This is a genomic window from Pedobacter polaris (genome assembly GCF_005116505.1).
Classification (GTDB): domain Bacteria; phylum Bacteroidota; class Bacteroidia; order Sphingobacteriales; family Sphingobacteriaceae; genus Pedobacter; species Pedobacter polaris.
This window is the reverse complement of the sequence record NZ_SWBR01000002.1, coordinates 1,160,434-1,176,981: the sequence shown is the minus strand read 5'-3', so window position 1 is coordinate 1,176,981 and position 16,548 is coordinate 1,160,434. Positions and strand designations below refer to the sequence as shown.

Genomic DNA, 16,548 nt, shown 5'->3' with positions numbered 1-16,548 from the left:
TCATTTTATTTTGCTCTTGTTCTGCTAAAATTAGTTCAAATTCAAATTCTCAAGCAAACTCAGGTTTAGCTTTAAAAGTAATGACATATAATATCCATCATGCCAACCCGCCTTCTAAAGTTGGCTTAATTGATTTAGATGCTATAGCTGAAGTGATAAAAAAAGAAAACCCAGATTTAGTTGGCCTACAAGAAGTAGATCGGTTTACTAAACGTTCTGGCAATATTGATGAAGCTAAAATATTAGCCGAAAAAACAGGAATGCAATATCAATTCTTTAAGGCAATAGACCATGATGGTGGCGATTATGGGGTAGCCATTTTAAGTAAATTTCCCATCAAAAACGGTACAAAGATAGATTTGCCCCAAGTTATAAAGGCAGAAGCTAGGATACTATCTTATGCAACGGTTACCCTTCCAAACAAAACCAATTTAATATTTGCAAACACACATTTAGACGCAACCAAGGCAGATAGCAATCGTGTTGTACAAATGAAAAGTATTTTAGCAGCATTAGGTTCAAAAAAAGAAGCCATTATTTTAGTTGGCGATTTGAATTGCGAAGCAAGAGCAGAACCAATTATTTTGTTAGACCAACAATTTAAAAGGAGCTGCACAGCTAGTTGTGCCCGTACCATTCCTCAGGATTTTCCTAAAAAGACAATAGATTATATTGCTTTAAAAAATGCTAGCTGGAATGTAAGTGGTTATTATGTTATACCAGAAACTTATGCTTCAGACCATAGGCCTGTTGTTACAGTGTATCAAATCAAGTAGAACAAAATATAAATTCTCAATAAAATCACATGAATCGTAGAAGTTTAATTAAAAATTTAGGTGTAACACTAGGAGCAGCATTTATTGCACCAGAAACCATTGCAAAAATTAGTGATGATACTTTTAGTTACGAAATAATTCCAAATCCTAACCACAAGCCAATGGCAAAAGCCGTTACTGCAATAACCTTGGGTGCTGGAAATAGGGGAAATGTTTATGGAGGTTTTGCTGCTGCTTTTCCTGATCATTTAGATATTATTGGAGTTGCAGAGCCGGTTCAATTTAGAAATGATAAGTATGCTAAAACCCATAAAATAGCTGATGAAAATCGTTTTAAAACTTGGGAAGATGTATTTGCTCGTCCAAAATTTGCAGACGCAATTATTATTACCACCCCAGATAATTTGCATTATGCACCCTGCATGAAAGCTTTAGAAATGGGCTATGATATTTTATTAGAAAAACCAATTGCACCTACAGAAAAAGAATGCAGGGCGATATTGGCTTTGGCCAGAAAAAAAGGAAGAATTGTAGCGGTTTGCCATGTATTAAGGTATGCTCCTTATTTTGTTAAAATGAGAGAATTACTCGCTGGTGGTGCTATTGGTGAAGTGATGAGTGTACAGCATTTAGAGCCTATTGAACACACACACATGGCACACTCTTATGTTAGAGGTAACTGGCACAACTCCAAACAAACTACACCAATTATACTTGCCAAATCTTGCCATGATTTAGATATCATTAAATGGGTTATCGATAAACCATGTGAAGAAATTATTGCCATGGGCGATGTAAAATGGTTTAAGTTAGCAAATGCACCGGCGGGGAGTACCGATCGTTGTACAGATGGCTGTAAAGTAGAAAGAGAATGCCCTTATTCGGCCATAAAAGAATATGTAGAAAGAGGTGGAAGAAATAGTGTTTTAGATATTCCGGCTGATACTAAAGATAAAAAAGCAATGGCTATGGAGCGTTTAAAAACAACCAATTATGGGCGCTGTGTTTACAGAATGGACAATGATCAACCAGATCATTACATTACCAGCATTCGTTTTAAAGATGGCATAACAGCAAACTTTTCTATGGAAGCTTTTGCGTCCTACCATGGAAGAAGAACCCGTATTTTTGGCTCAATGGGAGATATGGTAGGGGATATGACAGAATTAGTGATTACTGATTTTAGAACTGGTAAGGTTACTAAACTTAAACCGATTGCCGAAGATGTAGAAGGTTATAAAAATAGCGGTCATGGCGGTGGGGATTGGTTTTTGGCAAAAGATTTTGCCCAAGCAGTTGCAAACCAAGATCCGAAAATGTTAACCTCAACTATAGATGAATCTATCGAGAGTCACTTAATGGGCTTTATGGCCGAAAAAAGCAGGAAAACTAAAAAGTTAACGGCTGTAGTGGTTTAGTGATCTTTATCCAATTCAGATACTTCTTTTGTGTCTTTCATGCTGATATAAACCATTAAAGAAATGAAAATGCAAATGGTAATGTACCAGTAGTAATAACTTTCATGGTTTATATCTTTTAACCATAGCGCAATATATTCGGCTGTGCCACCAAAAATAGCTACTGTTAAAGCATAGGGTAAGCCAACACCTAAAGCTCTAATTTCTGCCGGAAACAGTTCTGCTTTTACAATGGCATTGATGCTGGTATAACCACTCACAATAAGTAATGCAACCATTAAAAGAAAAAATGCTTGCCATTGGGAAGTGGTGTGACTTAATATGGTTAGCAAAGGAACAGTACAAATGGTACCCATCACACCAAAGCCAATTAGTAAGGGTTTACGTCCAATTTTATCAGATAATGCGCCAAAAACAGGTTGTAGGCAGGCAAAAATAAATAAGGTTGCAAAAGACATTAAGGTTGATTGTTCTTTGCTCATGTGCATGGTGTTTATCAAAAACTTCTGCATGTAGGTAGTATAGGTGTAAAAGGCTAAGGTGCCCCCCAATGTTAATCCGATAACTTTTATTACTGCTTTAGGATGTTTTAACAATTCTTTTATTGTTCCCTTTTTATTAGAGGTATGGGATTTTTGATTTTCGAAAGCTTGGGTTTCTTCTAAATTTTTTCTCAAATAAAGGGCAACGACAGAAAGAATAGCGCCAATAACAAAAGGAATCCGCCAGCCCCATTCATTCATTTGTGCATCAGATAGTAATACTTTTTGCAATATCAATTGGATGGCAAGTGCTAACAATTGTCCGCCAATTAAAGTTACATATTGAAAACTAGAATAAAAGCCGCGACGATTTTTAGACGCCATTTCACTAAGGTAAGTGGCAGATACACCATATTCGCCTCCCACGCTTAAACCTTGTAAAAGCCGGGCAATTAACAATAGGATAGGAGCAAAAATACCAATAGTTGCATAGGTGGGGATAAATGCAATAAGTAGGGAACCCAAAGACATTAACAACACAGAAAACATCATCGATTTTTTGCGACCAATTCTATCTGCCAGGCGCCCAAAAATATAACCGCCCAATGGCCTCATTAAAAAGCCTAAAGCAAATATTCCTGCCGTATTTAACAGTTGAACAGTTGCATTCCCTTTTGGGAAAAATGAAGCAGAAAAGTAAATGGCAAAAGCCGAATAAGCGTACCAATCGTACCACTCTACCAAATTGCCAATCGAACCTCCAAAAATTGCTTTTAATCTTTTAGCAGATATTTTATCGTCAACTAAAGCCTCTTGGTAAGTAGAATTTGTTTTAAGCACTAGGGTATGGATTTGAAATAACTAAGTTAACCAATAAATTAGGATTTAAAATTTTTCTGCATAAGCTATTGGAAACCTTTACGCATGCCCTTCGACAAGCTCAGGGTGACAAATCGAGTAAAGATAAAGATTACTATTTAGCCAATTAACTAGGCTTAGCATTCTGTCAGTCTGAGCGTAGTCGAAGACTTTGGTGTACACTTTGAGAAGCTCGGGGGTGACAAATCGAATAAATAAACAGTTTAATTTAACCAATTAAATTTCGACGTGAATGGCAATTTCGCCTTAAACTTGATTAAATTAGCAAGCACAAAAACTTAAATCCACAAATTAATTTTATGTCTTATTGCACCGCAATTGAATATATGCCCGAAGAAAGAAAGGCATTACACAAAGCTTATCACGATCATCAATATGGTTTCCCAATTCATGATGACAATGAGTTATTTTGCAGGTTTGTATTAGAAATCAATCAAGCCGGTCTAAGCTGGGAGCTCATGTTAAAAAAGCAGGATGCTTTTAGAAAAGCATTTGCCAATTTCGATATCCAAAAAATTGCTGCTTTTACTGAAACTGATAGAGAAAGATTGCTAAATGATGCAGGAATTATAAGGAATAGATTAAAAATTAATGCAGCCATTGAGAATGCAAAAACTATTGTGCAGCTCCAAAAGGAATTTGGCTCTTTCGAAAAATGGTTGGAATCCCATCATCCTAAAACCAAGGCAGAATGGGTTAAGCTTTTCAAAAAGACATTTAAATTTACTGGTGGAGAAATTGTAAACGAATTTTTAATGAGCATTGGTTATCTGCCAGGCGCACATGATGAAGGTTGTAATATCCAGAAAGAAATACAAAAAGCTAATCCTAAATGGTTAGAAAAGATAAAATAAGTTTATATTTTTTTTAAATGGGATAAACCCTTGAAACAGAGTGAAATTTACCTTGGCTCATTTGCGATAATTTAATGCAACTAAAACTGATAAGTACAATTGATTTGGATTACCAAATTTTATAATGCAAATTTGCTGGGATTTGAAAAAGCAGACTACATATCTTAAAACTTTCAAAAAAGCAGCATCTCTTTTGATGATGTCTGTTTTTTTATTTGTGTCTGTTTTTCAGGTTTTTCACCATCATGATGATGTTCAGCAACATACCTCAGAACTTTCTATCCAAAAATTTGTAAAAAGTTGTGATGTGTGTCATTTTTTAGCGCATCAAAATGCAGTGCCGATTCTTTTTAGTAATCATTTCGAATTAGCTAAACCCATTACAGCTGCCGAAGTTTTTGGTGGTTTGTACGATATCGGTTTTTATAAATTTACCTTACAAGGTTTCACCAATAAAGGTCCTCCTGCTTTAAATTCTTAATACAAGGCTTTTCTTTGCCTTAACCTATTGCGCAATTTCTTGCGCCATTTTAAGCTATATCCAATTTTTATTGACTTAACATTTCGTTAGTCGCAATTTACGCGTTTGCGTACCCTTTTTTATGAAAAAGATAATGCTGCTGTTTGTTGGCATTTGCTTTGGACAGGCTTTGCTTGCCCAAACCAGAAATGTCTATGGCACACTAACTGATGACCAGAATCAACCTATTGTAGGTTTGCAGTTAAACCTTTTAAAACCCCTGCGCACAACTATTAGTGATTCGCTAGGTAGATTTCAATTCAAAAACTTAGCTAATGGGAAGTATCATGTATTCATCAATTCTATTAGTTATCAGTCTTTTAAGCAAAATGTTGTTATTGATGATGAAGATGTACATGTAAATATTAAACTGCGAAGTGCTTCACATCTTTTAGACGAAGTAACCATTAAAAATAATGCTAATAAGCAACGCATTAGAGAAGAGTCACTCAATTTAGAAATTGTCAAATCAGACTTTATTCAAAGAAATTTAGGAGGCAGTTTAATGCAAACCTTGCAACGTTTACCTGGAATTAAAACAATAGGTATAGGTTCTGGACAATCAAAACCACTTATTAGAGGGTTAGGGTTTAACAGAGTAGTAGTTGTTGATAAAGGGATTAAGCACGAAGGGCAACAATGGGGTGCAGATCATGGCTTAGAAATAGACCAATTTGCTGCAGAAGAAGTAGAGTTACTAAAAGGCGCAGCTTCATTTGTATATGGGGCAGATGCCATTGCTGGTGCAATCCATATTAAAGCACCAACTGTACCTGCACCAAATAGTTTTGGTGGTGATGTGAATTTGATAGGCAAAACTAACAATAACCTATATGGTACTTCTGTTCATTTATACCAAAGAAAAAATACCCTATTTTTTGATACACGCATAACCTATCAAAATTATGGTGATTACCGTGTGCCTACAGATACACTATATGTATATGATTTTGCTGTTCCACTGCATAAAAGGGCTTTAAGAAATACAGCTGGAAAAGAAATGGGCCTACATTTCAATACTGGATATTTAGGTAATCAGTTTAAGTCTGTTTTCTACATCAGTCACATCACTAGTAAAAGCGGATTTTTTGCCAATGCCCATGGTTTAGAGCCGAGAAGGGTAGATGCTGCTCTTCATGATCAAAGTGATCGTGATATTTTAATGCCCAACCAAGAGGTAGCTCATTTTAAGCTCATCAATCGCACCAACTTCAACATATATAATCATGCAATTGAAGCCGAATTTGGCTATCAACATAATTTTCGGGAAGAGTTTAATCATTACGTGAATCATGGTTACATGCCGCCCGTTTATCCGAGCAGTTTGAACATTCCAATCAATTTAGAGCGTGCTTTTGATAAACATGTTTATTCTTTTAATCTTAAAGACCATTTTAATTTAGGAAAACACCACTTGCAAATTGGGGCCAATGCAGAGCTACAGCAAAATGAAATTAATGGTTGGAGTTTTTTAGTTCCCGCTTTTAAACAACAAACTTTTGGACTATATGGTTATGATAAATGGGAGGTAAACGATCGTTTGTTATTGCATGGGGCATTGAGGTATGATTTTGCACAAATTAACCTACATCAATATACAGATTGGTTTTTATCTGAAACCACAAATGGTGCTGCTAACCAAACCGAATTGCTGGTTCGTGCCCAACAGCTTAATAGAAACTTCAATAGTTTGGTATGGTCTATTGGTATGAATTATAACCTGCCACAGTTAGAATTTAAAGCAAATATAGGGAAGAGTTTTAGGATACCTATCGCCAAAGAATTAGGTGCTAACGGGGTAAATTATCATTATTTCAGTTATGAAAAGGGAGATCGAAACCTTAATCCGGAGCAATCTTATCAGGTAGATCTATCCATTGCATTTCACTCATCCAAATGGACAGTTAAAATCAGCCCATTTTTTAATTATTTCCCAAATTATATCTATTTAAATCCAACTGCTGCACACGATTATTTTTATGGAGCAGGCAATCAAGTCTTTCAATATGCACAAAGTAAAGTTATGCGTTATGGGGGTGAAGCAGAGCTTAAATATCAGTTTTCATCAAAAATAAGTTCGTCATTTTTACTGGAATATCTTTATGCTAAACAATTATCCGGCAGTAAAAAAGGCTATACCTTGCCATTTTCTCCTCCTGCCTCTGCACTGTTTAACCTTAGCTATAACTTACCAAAATTTGGCTTCTTAAAAGAACCATATTTCTCTATAGATTATAGAATTACAGCTAAGCAACACAACATTGTGCCACCAGAGCAAAAAACAAAAGGTTATCAATTATTCAATCTCCAAACAGGTGCCAAGGTGAATATTAGTAATGGGCAATCCCTCAGTTTGAGCCTCCAAGTTCAAAATATTTTTAATACCAAATACCTTAACCATACTAGTTTTTACCGACTTATTAGTTTGCCTGAACAAGGGAGGAATATAGTATTGTCTGTTAAAGTGCCATTTAATTTTTAAATAATCAACCCATTCTTATTAATTCTAAAAACATGAAAAAAAACAATTTATCATTCTTATTGCTATTGCTGATCGCTTTGTTTGCAGCCTGTAAAAAGGATAAGGAAACCATTGAGCCCGAGCATAGGCTTCCAAGCATAGAAAATTTAGAAATAGGTCTCGCTAATGGTGGATTTGCCGTGATTGGTAACGATTTTCACTTCAATGCTGATATCCTGGCAGGAGAAAAATTAGCTATTATTGAGCTTAAGATAGTACAAAAAGTAGGCGAATCGTATACTAAACCTTGGAAGTATGAGATTACTTATGAGCAGTATAAAGGTGTTAAAAATGTCACTTTGCACAAACATTTTGATATCCCTACAGATGCACCGGAAGGTAAGTATGATTTCTTTGTCATTGTGCATGATCAAAATGGGCGCAAACTCGAAATTAAAAAAGACTTCATCATTTACAGTGTTGCTAGTCTGCCAGTTAATCCAATCTTAAGTATACTAAATATTTCCGAATCTGGTAAAGTATATTATCGCAATGGAAAATTTGAAAACCCATCGGCAACGCTTAAAAAGGGGCAAATATTGCAAAGTCAAGTTACAATCGGTGGTGTAAAAGGTGATGGAAAAATGTACTTGTTGCTTATTAAAAAAAATGCAAACCATCGGCCCGAATCGATAGATCAAATAGATTTTAATAAGGTAATTGTATATGATGTTTATGAACACAATGCTTGGAAAGAAGTAGGTTTCTTTTCGAATGTAGTTTTTGACATGAGCACATTTACCACCACCCGTAATTTTCCTGACTTAACCGTTGGTGCTACAACAGACCATAATTTACCACAAGGAAATCCTATCACTGGATCCAAAGCTTGGAGTAGTGGAGACTACTACTACGCTGTCCTCTATAAAAATACAACACACAACATGAGTTTTAGCAAGTACATCGAATTTGCTATTGACTACAACTAATTTATTTTTTAACACTAATTATTATTCAAATGAAAATCAGATCATTATGTTTTTTGGCTGCGGTTTTACTCACTATTGCTGGCTGTAAAAAAGAAAGCGAAACCGTGGATACCACTTATCCAATTATAGCTATCAGCAGTGCTGATGCCTTTCCTAAACAATGTAGTATCGTTAAACGCGGAGAGAAATTTTTATTTAAGGCAAGTTTAAGTGACAATGTTCAATTGGGGTCTGTAAGTATAGATATCCATCACAATTTTGATCACCATAGCCATAGTACAGAAGTAAACGACTGCACTCTTGAACCCATTAAAATTCCTGTAAAACCATTGCTGCTAATCAAGGATTTTCCTTTGCCAGACGGTCAAAGAAATTATCAAATAGCCCAAGAAATTGCCGTACCAGCAGATATTGATGCAGGAGATTATCATTTCTTGATTCGCTTAACCGATCAAGCAGGTTGGCAAACCATTAAAGGACTAAGTATTAAAATCAATTAAATAATCCTCAATTTTTAAACATTAAAAAAATGAAAACAACAAACAATTTTAAGGCATTGGCCTTATTCGTATTGATCGCTGCAAGTTTTTCGGCTTGTAAAAAAGACAGGTCTGTGCCCGAAGTAATCGACGAAGAAACAGGAAAAGAGTTCAAATTTGTCCGTGTATTGGTAAGCGATGAAACCGCTAGTACGCTTACGCAGATTGATCCTTTTGCTGCAAAAATCAACACTTTTAATACCAAATACCCAATGCCTAGTATTTATGGTACAGCTTCTGGTAAGTATGCAACAGTATTGTATGGTGCTCAAAACCTTGTAGAAGTATTTGACAGTGGGTTATTATTGCATGACGACCATGTAGATGTTGATGGTGTTGCTAAATGGGCGCTTATTACGGCCAATGGTATTAAACCTACCCATTTCAAAAGTAAAGGAAGAGAAAACCTGATTTTTAATGATGGAGATGGTACCCTAAGTGTAGGTAATGAAGCAGATTTTAATGTAGCTAATGCCAAATTTAAAATTATAAATGCAGGTTTATTGGCACATCATGGTGCGATGGCTCAATTTAGCAATGGCAACTATGCCATTACCGCTACAACTGCAGTTGGAAAATCGCCTACAAGTGTAATTATAACAGATAAAAACGGAACTACAGTTCACAGCGCCAAACAAGAAGTTGGTACTATACATGGTAATGCTAGTGATGGTCAAAATGCGGTATTTGGAGCTTTTTCTTCGGCAGCAGCAACCTCTGGTGGGGTGTTGGTAGTGGCAGCAGATGGTACGCAAAAATTTATCTCAAATCCAGATGGTTTTGGGGCATTTAGATTAGGTACCATTTTATATGCAGAAAAAGCTAAAAAGTTTATCGGTTATGCAGCCAACAAAGGTGCTTATCTAGTGGATGTGGCCAATAATAAAATTACACCAATTTATACAGGTACAGATGCTTTTCAATGTAAAGTAGACTATGCAGGGAATAATTTGCTGATACTTACACTTGATGGTAAGCTGAAAATTTATGATTTGCTTACAGGAGCAGTAAAAAAAGAAGGTGCTATAATAGCTGCAGTAAATGCTGCTGATACCTACAAACCAGTATTGGAAGCCACAGCTAAATATGCTTATGTAGCTATGCCTAGCTTAGGTGAAGTACACCAAATTAATCTATCAGATTTTAGTAAAGTAATTAAACATAAAGTTTCTGCTAAACCTGTAAGATTAACGTTATTAGGTTTTGAAACCAGCGCAGGACATAACGATTAGTAGCTAAAAGACAGAGGTCAGTTCTTTGACCTCTGTCTTTTGATTTCTATTCCAGCATTTTGAAGTAATGATAAATTATTTTTCTTTTGGAGAATCAAAATGCATTCTTCTCCCAACCCTCCATAGGGCATCATGCATAATGAATTTCTCGTGGTTTAGGTATCCTGTGTCCCCCGCCGGCGGTGGAATCAAAGGGAGTGGAATCTTTAAAGGTTTAGATTAAAGAATTAGCTATTGCATATGAAGGCAAAATTCCTTACCCTCCTGATGAATCGGGATAAACTCTCTAGAGGGGGACATACAGGATTCATATCGCATTATCCATTAGGGAAACATTAATCCAAGTTTTTAATCTAATACGAAGTACGATTTTGTGGACGAATATTTACTTCAGAACTTCGTATTTTAGCTTAGTGCCTAAAAATTTTGCAAAATCATTCATTGCTTTGAAACTCAATTGCGTTAACGATCCTTTTAATCCAACATTAGCAATTGTTTCAAGCTTAACTGCCGTTTTAGTATCTGCATCACTTGCTTTACTATTGCTTTTATTTATCCCTGTAATGATGATCTTGTCATCTCTGCAAGTAAAAGTATAATAACTTTTACTCAAGCTATCAACCATAATAGATCCACTTTTTACCTCAAAAGTATCCTTATCCTGACTAGCAAGTTCAATTCCTTTTTTAGCAAGTAAAAGCTTTACATCAATAAAATTAGCGTAGGCAGTTTGATTGTTAACTACAATGATTTGATTTGCTTTTTCTGGTATTACCTGAGCAAGGCTAAATATTGGAAAGAGTAGGAGTGCAAATATTAATTTTTTCATGCGCTTTTTATAGTTAATTGCAAAATAATGCTTGTAAATATAACCAGATAAAAATTCATCCAATTTCATCGTTATTTAACACTATCAACATCTTGTGGTACGTTAACATGCTCGCGGTAGTAGTTCCCCCAATCAGACATGGTGTTTAACATTGGTCTCATACTTAAACCTAGCGCTGTCATTTGATACTCCACTCTTGGTGGTACTTCTGGATAGACAATTCTTTCTATAATTTTATCTTTTTCAAGTTCACGCAATTGAGCAACAAGCATGCGTTCAGAAATGCCATCAATCGATTTTTTAAGTTCGCTGTAACGTAACGTTTCATAAGATAGGCGACATAAAATAGCTGGCTTCCACCTTCCGCCAATAACAGCTAGTGAAAATGCCATACCACAGTTAGCATTGATTGCTTTTTCATTAAAAGCGTTCGTAGACGTTTCTTTTCTCATTTCTTACCTTTTTGTTAGTACCTAATAATTTAGTGCGTACCTGCAAAAATAGCCTATTGTATTTACTTTTACCGAAAATAATAACATAAGATGAAAAATTTAAATGAAAAAATTGCATTCGTAACAGGTGGAAGTCGTGGAATGGGTGCCTCAATTTCCAAAAGATTAGCCAAAGCAGGTGCTACTGTTATACTCACCTATACGAATTCGCCAGAAAAAGCCGATGAGGTGGTTCAAGAAATCATTGCTGCAGGGGGAGTGGCAAAAGCCGTAAAAGCCGACAATGAAAATCCTAATGAATTAGCTACAGTAATTGAAGGTATTATTGCAGAATATAAACACATTGATATTCTAGTAAATAATGCAGGCATATATATAGGGAAAGCATTTGAAGAACATACTTTGGATGATTACCAAAAGATTATGGCCATTAATGTACAAGCGGTATTTGTTGCTGCTTTAACAGCAAGTAAAGCAATGCCTGCTGGCGGTAGGATCATTACCATTGGAAGCAATATGGCTGATAATGCATTGGGACCACAAACTACGCTTTACACTATGAGCAAATCAGCTTTGCAAGGTTTTACGCGTGGGCTTGCAAGAGATTTAGGTCTAAAAGGCATCACTGTAAACCTTATCCAGCCAGGTGCTACAAACACGGATATGAATCCTGCTGATACTGATTTAGCAGACTTTTTAAGAAGCAGAATGGCCATACCAACTTATGGAACTGTTGATGATATTGCAGGCCTTGTTAATTTTTTAGCAAGTGAGGAAGGTAAATACATGACAGGTTCAATAATTACCATGGATGGTGGATTAAATGCTTAAATAAATCTAATAGCCTAAGGTTTGCCTAAATTAATATGCTCTTGGGTAAATGCACCTTAAAAGGGGACAGGTTTCTAAAGAGATATGTCCCCTTATCTCAAAATTTGTTGGACATATTCCTTATAGCTTCTTCCTATTGGAACTGTATGTCCCTCTAATTCTACTTTTACTGCGGAGCATGAATGTACCTTTTGTTTAGCTACGATGAAAGATCGGTGAATGCGAACAAAATTCAATTTATTTAATTTCTCTTCAATTTCATTTAGTGGCATTCTTGTTTGGTATGACAAGTTACTAGTGAAAATTTGAATATATTTCTTTTTACTTTCTATGTAAAGTATCTCATCCAGATAAATTTTAACTCTGCTCTTATTTGAAATGATCACTAAGTGATCTTTATCTGAAATGAACCCATTTTGTTGTGGCTGAATTGCTATTTCTTCCTTGTTTTCTAATCGATTAACAGCTGTTAAAAACCGTGTGAATTTAATAGGTTTTAAAAGGTAATCGCTGATGTTTAACTCATATCCTTCCAAAGCGTATTCCCGATAGGCTGTGGTAATGATGATTTTTGGTTTTTCCTTTAAGGTCTTTATGAAATCAAAACCTTTTAATTTGGGAAGATGTATATCTAAAAATATGACATCTATTTTTGTGCGCTGCATGGCCTCAAGCGCATATAGTGCATTTATATATATACCTTCAAGCTCTAAAAAAGGAACCTCTGAAACATAATCCTTTAATATGTCTGCAGCAAGGGGCTCATCTTCAACAATTATGCATTTAAGCTTTTCCATAACTATCAAGATTTATATATAGCGTAACCCGAAACAAATTAGATTTACTGTTTATTTTTATATTGTGCTCTTTGTAAATGAGTTCTAATCTACGCATTACATTTTTAAGGCCTATATTCCCACCTGGATTTGGATATTCAATAGGGTCAAACGTATTCTCAATAGTAAAGTTGAAGTCCATCTCTCTTTGAGTAATTTCTATATTAATTGAAACTTCCGATCCCGATTCGCTTGCACCATGCTTAAAGGCATTCTCTACCAGCGGAAGTAAAATTAACGGAGCTATTTCAGGTGTTGGTTGATGGGTATCTTTTTTAAAGTTGAGGGCAAGTCTATCGCTATAGCGTATTTTTTCTAATGAAATATAGTCTTCCAGAAATTGTATTTCATTCTCCAGAGATATGGTATCTGCTTCTGCCTTATACAGCATAAAGTCCAATAAATCGGAAAGCTTTAGCACGGCATCGGGCGCAAGATCTGATTTTTTACGGGTCAGGGAATAAATATTATTAAGTGTATTAAATAAAAAATGAGGGTTTAGTTGATTACGAAGTTGTTTCAACTCTATATTAAGTTTTTCTTCAACCAAGGCTTTTTCTCTTCTAGCAGCAGTTACTTGTTTACGGAATAACCTTAAGGAAAGTGCCAAACCCGATGAAAACCCAAAATAAATTAGGGATCTCCACATAACTGCCCAATCCCATAATACCTTTTCCGAAAGTTTTTTTTCATACGCCAAATTGTTTAGAATATAAAAGCCAGATAACCTTACTAGAGTTACACAAATAACCAGCATAATAGCCAATTGTATAAAATTAAGAATCTGGGAACCCTTTTTATTGGCAAGCTTTTCGTATGCTACATATATTAAATAGTAAGCAAATAAAATTTCAGGAAGTGTGGTAGTTCCGGCAGAAAGAAACATCCCTTTCAATAGAACTAGGGTATCCATATTAGGGAAGACCGTTTTTACCCATATGTATTCCATATTGATACAAAACAAAATGTAGCAAATCCAGAATATGATATGTTGTGCTATCCTTTTCAATAGAGGCAAAAATCGATAAAAACCTGGTGATATAATAATAAATGTAGCGAACTACAGGTTTTAGGGCATGAATGGCGCATTGGATGGCCACATACGTCATATTTCTGGCTACATAAGTTTTTTCAACAAAAATTTTAATTCTTTAGGTTTGAGTTTACAAAATCAGATACAATATGAAAACTACATTAATCAAAAATCTAGTCGGCCTTTTTATGTTGGCTTTAGCATTTACCTCGTGTGGTAAAGACGATGACTCTAATGGACCTCAAAGTAAAAGTAAGAAAGTTAAATACGAGATTACTGGCAATTACACTGGTCAATTTATGGTTGTTTACATCCAAGCAAATGGCAGTAATGAAACCGTTACTGTAAGTCAATTACCGTGGTCTGCCGAAATAACGGTATCATCATTTCCTAGCAGTGCAGGATTTGGTGTAAATGCAGTTACAAACAAGCCTGGCATCGCTGGTCAAACGGCAAAATCAACAATTTATGTTGATGGGGTTGCAGTACAAACTGGTACGCAACAAACTGCGGGTACTGATGGATATATTTTCACAATGCCAACTTTACCTTATGTTGTCAAATAATCAACATTTAGCTTAAAAATTGCAAAACATTATCTGTGCCGAAGCCGAACATTGAATGTTCATTTTCACACAGGTAATGTTTTATGTAGCATTTCTATAATGAAGATGAAATTCTTTGTTATGATGATAAGGGCTTAAATTCATGGTACTAGCCCTCAAATAAGATTTTATACCTTCATTTTCCATCTTGTATACTTTAATAAATTTCTAAAAAAAACACCCAACTACACTTTTTGGGGTGTAAAATTGGTGTTAATATTATAACTGATTGATTATCAGTTATCTTTGTGGAGCCGAAGGGGTTCGATGGACGTGCTAAATGGGAAATGGAAAATAGCCATTATCTCATCTATCTGCTATTATAATAAGAGACGATTTTCGGACATTTTGAATGATGTAGTAGGCATTTCCAACAAAATGTTGAGCAAAGAATTAAAGGAATTAGAAATAAACAAATTGGTAAAACGAACGGTTTTAAATACACAGCCTATAACGGTTCAATATGAACTTACGCCGCACGGCCTTACATTACAAACTATAATTAGCAATTTAACAGAGTGGGGAATTGCACACCGAAAGGAAATTGTTGGGGAATAATGTTCGTTCTTTGTTGGTGTCAGGTTATTTCATAAAACTCGTTAGAGCTATTGCAATTATTTTTTTATTGAGATTAACTTAGATTTTATAAAATTTATTGTTATCAGATTAAGGAAAAAAGCTTTTTACTTTGAAAGAAGTTATTTCAGCATATTCTTCACGTTCTTTACTCCCTTTGCCAAGTAGTGTTCACCGTCTGGCCAAAGAGTCTGACCCTTAGTAACCCATGAGAACCCAAAAGCAAAAACCGCTAAAGTTTCAAATGCGAATACTATCGGGAACCTTCCCAGATCTGGCTTGATAATAAAATACAATCCTAACACAACCAGAGAACCAATAATTACCCATCCACATATCCTGAAAACGATGTTTCTAATTGCTTTTTGGGTAAGTTTTCCATTTGGCTTCCGACGATTCTGGTCATCGTTCCCCAACGTAAAATAAACCAGCGACATGATGGCCAAACACAGAAAAAAAGTTGCCGCAAAACCAAAATGCCAGCCTGTTCCCGCTATAAAACTGAAAACGCCCCCATTCCCTGTATGGACACTGAGATTGCATTCTAGGCAGTCCATTTTTGTTGGTACGAACGCAACACCAATGCCGCAAACCCCAGCCACAAAAGTCAATAGCTGTTCTTTCCAGGTATATCCCGTATAGGTAATAAGGAAAGCTCCCAGTATGCAAAGCACCACCACGAGAATATCTCCGCGATCGGTGTAAAAGTAATCGCTAATGGATGGTTCGAAGCCATAGTAATCAGAGGGTCTTTTCGGTGCTATAGCTAATACCAATGGAAGCAAAATTCCGCTGAAGCCAATAAGATTTCGGAGTGTAAGGTAGGAGAAGACCAGTTCATTTTTCTCTTCCTTCTTGTGGTCAGCAATGGAGCCGGATTTAATTTGAGGATTTGCCATGGTCGTTTTTTTAAGAGGTTAAGACTAAGATGTTTTGTGAATATTTTAGTCATCCTATTCCTATCAAAAATAGTAAATTTTCAAATCCAATTCTCAGAGTTCAGATTTTTTTTAGAAAAATATGATTTGCAACACTCTGATTTACATATGGTTCCAGTGGTTGTGAAAAGGTTCCTGCAAAATTTGTACTTCTATCGCCTTGTCCTTCTCTGTTTTGTATTTAATGATAGGTTGTAAATAGTGTTTTTTATCGTCTGTAAAAATTACTATTGAAATCGTATTCTAAAAGACTAAGTCTTCCTCCTTTATCAAATTGATCTTCAAGTTTGTGTATGTC

Annotated in this window: 17 protein-coding genes; 11 read left to right on the top strand and 6 right to left on the bottom strand. The window is 35.5% G+C overall.

Annotation, left to right across the window (positions count from 1 at the left end; translation table 11 throughout):
- Positions 1-80 precede the first annotated feature (80 nt).
- Both FA048_RS11125 and FA048_RS11120 read left to right on the top strand, forming a co-directional pair.
- A complete protein-coding gene (locus FA048_RS11125; RefSeq protein ID WP_169306858.1) occupies positions 81-776 on the top strand; it encodes an endonuclease/exonuclease/phosphatase family protein in 696 nt (231 codons plus the stop codon).
- Positions 777-805: 29 nt separating this feature from the next.
- Positions 806-2,194, top strand: a complete 1,389-nt coding sequence (locus FA048_RS11120; RefSeq protein ID WP_136840813.1) for a Gfo/Idh/MocA family protein — start codon at positions 806-808, stop codon at positions 2,192-2,194.
- Here FA048_RS11120 and FA048_RS11115 read toward each other — a convergent pair.
- Entirely contained in the window at positions 2,191-3,516 is a 1,326-nt protein-coding gene (locus tag FA048_RS11115; protein ID WP_136840811.1) for an MFS transporter, read from the bottom strand. The two genes, FA048_RS11120 and FA048_RS11115, sit on opposite strands and share 4 nt — an antisense overlap.
- 338 nt (positions 3,517-3,854) lie before the next feature.
- On the opposite strand from FA048_RS11115, the gene FA048_RS11110 reads away from it, so the two are divergent.
- The 6 genes from FA048_RS11110 to FA048_RS11085 all read left to right on the top strand — a co-directional run bounded on the left by FA048_RS11110 (position 3,855) and on the right by FA048_RS11085 (position 10,150).
- Entirely contained in the window at positions 3,855-4,409 is a 555-nt protein-coding gene (locus FA048_RS11110; RefSeq protein ID WP_136840809.1) for a DNA-3-methyladenine glycosylase I, read from the top strand.
- A 124-nt stretch (positions 4,410-4,533) separates the two neighbouring features.
- On the top strand, positions 4,534-4,890 hold the full coding sequence (locus tag FA048_RS11105) for a hypothetical protein (RefSeq protein WP_136840807.1): 357 nt from the start codon (positions 4,534-4,536) through the stop codon (positions 4,888-4,890).
- Between the two features lie 121 nt (positions 4,891-5,011).
- Positions 5,012-7,411: a TonB-dependent receptor gene (locus tag FA048_RS11100; RefSeq protein ID WP_205943471.1), complete on the top strand. Its 2,400-nt coding sequence runs from the start codon at positions 5,012-5,014 to the stop codon at positions 7,409-7,411.
- 32 nt (positions 7,412-7,443) lie between these two features.
- A complete protein-coding gene (locus FA048_RS11095; RefSeq protein WP_136840805.1) occupies positions 7,444-8,379 on the top strand; it encodes a DUF4625 domain-containing protein in 936 nt (311 codons plus the stop codon).
- 29 nt (positions 8,380-8,408) lie between these two features.
- Positions 8,409-8,879 (top strand): DUF4625 domain-containing protein, encoded by a 471-nt coding sequence (locus tag FA048_RS11090; protein WP_136840803.1) that lies wholly within the window; start codon positions 8,409-8,411, stop codon positions 8,877-8,879.
- Between the two features lie 29 nt (positions 8,880-8,908).
- Positions 8,909-10,150 (top strand): hypothetical protein, encoded by a 1,242-nt coding sequence (locus FA048_RS11085; protein WP_136840801.1) that lies wholly within the window; start codon positions 8,909-8,911, stop codon positions 10,148-10,150.
- Between the two features lie 385 nt (positions 10,151-10,535).
- Here FA048_RS11085 and FA048_RS11080 read toward each other — a convergent pair whose 3' ends face one another.
- Together FA048_RS11080 and FA048_RS11075 are read right to left on the bottom strand one after the other, a co-directional pair.
- On the bottom strand, positions 10,536-10,979 hold the full coding sequence (locus FA048_RS11080; RefSeq protein WP_136840799.1) for a hypothetical protein: 444 nt from the start codon (positions 10,977-10,979) through the stop codon (positions 10,536-10,538).
- 71 nt (positions 10,980-11,050) lie between these two features.
- Positions 11,051-11,431, bottom strand: a complete 381-nt coding sequence (locus tag FA048_RS11075) for a winged helix-turn-helix transcriptional regulator (RefSeq protein WP_136840797.1) — start codon at positions 11,429-11,431, stop codon at positions 11,051-11,053.
- 90 nt (positions 11,432-11,521) lie between these two features.
- On the opposite strand from FA048_RS11075, the gene FA048_RS11070 reads away from it, so the two are divergent.
- Complete coding sequence (locus FA048_RS11070) at positions 11,522-12,262, top strand: SDR family NAD(P)-dependent oxidoreductase (protein ID WP_136840795.1); 741 nt, start codon at positions 11,522-11,524, stop codon at positions 12,260-12,262.
- 92 nt (positions 12,263-12,354) lie between these two features.
- On the opposite strand, the gene FA048_RS11065 is transcribed toward FA048_RS11070, so the two are convergent.
- The gene (locus tag FA048_RS11065) at positions 12,355-13,059 is read right to left on the bottom strand and encodes a LytR/AlgR family response regulator transcription factor (RefSeq protein WP_136840792.1); all 705 of its coding nucleotides are present in this window, start codon (positions 13,057-13,059) and stop codon (positions 12,355-12,357) included.
- Positions 13,046-13,984, bottom strand: coding sequence for a sensor histidine kinase (locus tag FA048_RS11060; protein ID WP_169306857.1), 939 nt, complete (start codon positions 13,982-13,984; stop codon positions 13,046-13,048). The genes FA048_RS11065 and FA048_RS11060 overlap by 14 nt, the downstream gene beginning before the upstream one ends.
- A gap of 296 nt (positions 13,985-14,280) precedes the next feature.
- On the opposite strand from FA048_RS11060, the gene FA048_RS11055 reads away from it, so the two are divergent.
- Positions 14,281-14,697 carry an MmpS family transport accessory protein gene (locus FA048_RS11055; protein ID WP_136840788.1) on the top strand — a complete coding sequence of 139 codons (417 nt, stop codon included), beginning with the start codon at positions 14,281-14,283 and terminating at the stop codon, positions 14,695-14,697.
- Positions 14,698-15,003: 306 nt separating this feature from the next.
- Positions 15,004-15,294 (top strand): winged helix-turn-helix transcriptional regulator, encoded by a 291-nt coding sequence (locus FA048_RS11050; protein WP_136841313.1) that lies wholly within the window; start codon positions 15,004-15,006, stop codon positions 15,292-15,294.
- A 140-nt stretch (positions 15,295-15,434) separates the two neighbouring features.
- On the opposite strand, the gene FA048_RS11045 is transcribed toward FA048_RS11050, so the two are convergent.
- Positions 15,435-16,211 (bottom strand): DUF998 domain-containing protein, encoded by a 777-nt coding sequence (locus tag FA048_RS11045; protein WP_136840786.1) that lies wholly within the window; start codon positions 16,209-16,211, stop codon positions 15,435-15,437.
- Positions 16,212-16,548: the final 337 nt, after the last annotated feature.

What these genes read in the sequence shown, in the direction of transcription:
- FA048_RS11125 (WP_169306858.1), top strand. Translation starts at nt 81, where the DNA reads ATGACATATAATATCCATCATGCCAACCCGCCTTCTAAAGTTGGCTTA.
- FA048_RS11120 (WP_136840813.1), top strand. Translation starts at nt 806, where the DNA reads ATGAATCGTAGAAGTTTAATTAAAAATTTAGGTGTAACACTAGGAGCA.
- FA048_RS11110 (WP_136840809.1), top strand. Translation starts at nt 3,855, where the DNA reads ATGTCTTATTGCACCGCAATTGAATATATGCCCGAAGAAAGAAAGGCA.
- FA048_RS11105 (WP_136840807.1), top strand. Translation starts at nt 4,534, where the DNA reads ATGCAAATTTGCTGGGATTTGAAAAAGCAGACTACATATCTTAAAACT.
- FA048_RS11100 (WP_205943471.1), top strand. Translation starts at nt 5,012, where the DNA reads ATGAAAAAGATAATGCTGCTGTTTGTTGGCATTTGCTTTGGACAGGCT.
- FA048_RS11095 (WP_136840805.1), top strand. Translation starts at nt 7,444, where the DNA reads ATGAAAAAAAACAATTTATCATTCTTATTGCTATTGCTGATCGCTTTG.
- FA048_RS11090 (WP_136840803.1), top strand. Translation starts at nt 8,409, where the DNA reads ATGAAAATCAGATCATTATGTTTTTTGGCTGCGGTTTTACTCACTATT.
- FA048_RS11085 (WP_136840801.1), top strand. Translation starts at nt 8,909, where the DNA reads ATGAAAACAACAAACAATTTTAAGGCATTGGCCTTATTCGTATTGATC.
- FA048_RS11080 (WP_136840799.1), bottom strand. Translation starts at nt 10,979, where the DNA reads ATGAAAAAATTAATATTTGCACTCCTACTCTTTCCAATATTTAGCCTT.
- FA048_RS11075 (WP_136840797.1), bottom strand. Translation starts at nt 11,431, where the DNA reads ATGAGAAAAGAAACGTCTACGAACGCTTTTAATGAAAAAGCAATCAAT.
- FA048_RS11070 (WP_136840795.1), top strand. Translation starts at nt 11,522, where the DNA reads ATGAAAAATTTAAATGAAAAAATTGCATTCGTAACAGGTGGAAGTCGT.
- FA048_RS11065 (WP_136840792.1), bottom strand. Translation starts at nt 13,059, where the DNA reads ATGGAAAAGCTTAAATGCATAATTGTTGAAGATGAGCCCCTTGCTGCA.
- FA048_RS11060 (WP_169306857.1), bottom strand. Translation starts at nt 13,984, where the DNA reads ATGTTTCTTTCTGCCGGAACTACCACACTTCCTGAAATTTTATTTGCT.
- FA048_RS11055 (WP_136840788.1), top strand. Translation starts at nt 14,281, where the DNA reads ATGAAAACTACATTAATCAAAAATCTAGTCGGCCTTTTTATGTTGGCT.
- FA048_RS11050 (WP_136841313.1), top strand. Translation starts at nt 15,004, where the DNA reads ATGGACGTGCTAAATGGGAAATGGAAAATAGCCATTATCTCATCTATC.
- FA048_RS11045 (WP_136840786.1), bottom strand. Translation starts at nt 16,211, where the DNA reads ATGGCAAATCCTCAAATTAAATCCGGCTCCATTGCTGACCACAAGAAG.